The organism is bacterium, from assembly GCA_036524115.1.
Classification (GTDB): domain Bacteria; phylum JAUVQV01; class JAUVQV01; order JAUVQV01; family DATDCY01; genus DATDCY01.
Map to the genome: position 1 here is coordinate 1 of DATDCY010000352.1, position 2,085 is coordinate 2,085.

Here is a 2,085-nt window from a genome sequence, read left to right on the forward strand (position 1 = left end):
GCCGCCGCGGAGCCGCGCACCGCGCTCGCGGTCGCGCGCAACGGCTCGCCCGAGGCCCTGGCGCGGGCCGCGATCGGCGAACTCGGGGGCATCCAGAAATTCGTCTCGCGCGGGGACGTCGTGGTCGTCAAGCCGAACATCGGCTGGGATCGCAGCCCCGAGCAGGCGGCGAACACGAACCCCGAGGTCGTGGCGACGGTGGTGCGCATGTGCCTCGAGGCCGGCGCCAAGCGGGTGCGCGTCATGGACCGCACCTGCAACGACGCGCGGCGCTGCTACCGCAACAGCGGCATCCTGGACGCGGTGACCGCGCTCGGCAACCCGGCGGCGACGGTCGAGTTCATGGACGAGCGGCGCTTCGTCCCCGTGGAGTTCCCGCGGGGGGTGAGCCTGAAGAAGTGGGCGGTCTGCCAGGATGTCCTCGAGGCCGACCGGCGCTTCAACCTCGCGATCGCCAAGCACCACAACGCGGCCCGGCTGACGATGTGCCTCAAGAACACCATGGGCGTGCTCGGCGGCAACCGCGGTAACATCCACCACGACCTCGACCAGATGATCGCCGACATGAACTCGCGGATCAGGTATGACCTCTACCTGCTGGATGCGGTGCGGGTGCTCACGGGCAACGGGCCGCAGGGCGGGCGCCTGACGGACGTCAAGCGTCTCGACACGGTCATCGCCGGCACCGACCCCGTGGCGGCGGACGCGTTCGGCGCGACTCTCTTCGGCATCACCGCGCAGGACGTCCCGCACATCGCGTTCGCGGCCCGCGCCGGCGTCGGCGAGGCGGACCTGGCGCGGATCGAGGTGCGGACGAAGGACCTCGCCGCGCGCTGATCCCGCGCGAACCGGGGCCGGCGCCGCAGTTCAGGGGCGGCCGGCACTGGGGGAGACCGCCCGCTGCGCTCTCGCCACCGCCAGGTGGTCGCGGACCGACGCGTTGCCCGGGTCGAGGGCGGCCGCCTCCTCCAGCAGCTGCACCGCCTCGGCCGTCCGTCCGGACCGCGCCAGCGCCACGCCGAGGAGATCGAGGGTGCGGGCGTCGCGCGGCTCCAGGGCGAGCGACTCGCGGTAGGCGGCGACCGCCTCCTCGCGCCGGCCCAGCGCCTCGAGCGACCGCCCCAGGTTCCGCCGCGCGAGCGGGTCGCGCGGGTCGCGCGCGATGGCCTGCCGGTACCAGTCGACGGCCTCCGCGTGCCGCCCGAGCTGCGCCAGCGCCCGCCCCGCGTTCTGGAAGCCCTTCGGCGAGTGCGGGGCGATGCGGACGGTCTCCGCGAAGTGCGGCAGGGCGGCCGCGGCCTCGCCGCGCGCGAGCAGGGCCGTCCCGAGGTTGTTCTGCCCGATGTGGTTGTCCTTCGTCACCGCGACGGCCTGCGAGAAGAGCGTCACGCCGTCGCGCCACGTCCCCACCTGTCTCGCCGCCAGCACCGCGAGCGCCAGCACGACTGCGAGCGAGGCGCCGGCGACCGCGCGCGCCTGCCGTCGTCCCCGTCCCGCGCGCGCCGCGAGCCACCACGCCGCGGCGAAGCCGGGGCCGAGCAGCGGCAGATACGTGTAGCGGTCGGCCATGGCCTGCTCGCCCACCTGGACCAGCCCGATGACCGGCAGCAGCGAGACGAGGAACCAGAGCAGGCCCACTGCCAGCCAGGGGCGCCGGCGGCCCTGGCGGAGCGAGACCGCGACGAGCGCCCCCAGCGCCGCGAGCGCACCCGCGACGGCGGGGGCGGGGTGCCCCGCCCAGGGGTACGGATAGAAGGCGGCGAGGTCGGCGGGCCAGATCGCCCTGCGCAGGTAGACGGCGCAGGCGACCGCGGCGTTGGCCGCTCGCGAGGACAGGGGAACGGCGGCAGCCGGGTCCATGGCGCCCGCCGCGGCCTGCACCGCGAGGGTGACGGCGGCCGACGCCCCGGCGAGCGCCAGCAGCACGGACTTCTCGCCCCAGAGCGACGGGGGCGGCAGCAGTCCCGCCCAGGGACGGGCCGCCCCCGGGGGGGCGCCCGCGAGCGGCGACCAGCGCCCGAGGGGCCACCACTCGAGCAGCAGGAGCAGCAGCGGCAGCGTGACCGGCATCGGCTTGGCCAGGAG

At 75.6% G+C, this 2,085-nt stretch carries 2 protein-coding genes; one reads left to right on the plus strand and one right to left on the minus strand.

What is annotated here, in order from left to right; translation table 11 throughout:
• The coding region (locus VI078_17270) for a DUF362 domain-containing protein (GenBank protein ID HEY6001037.1) at positions 1–837 on the plus strand (837 nt) is incomplete at its 5' end.
• Positions 838–867: 30 nt separating this feature from the next.
• Here VI078_17270 and VI078_17275 read toward each other — a convergent pair.
• Positions 868–2,085 (minus strand): tetratricopeptide repeat protein (locus tag VI078_17275; protein ID HEY6001038.1); only part of this gene is annotated, 1,218 nt, incomplete at its 5' end.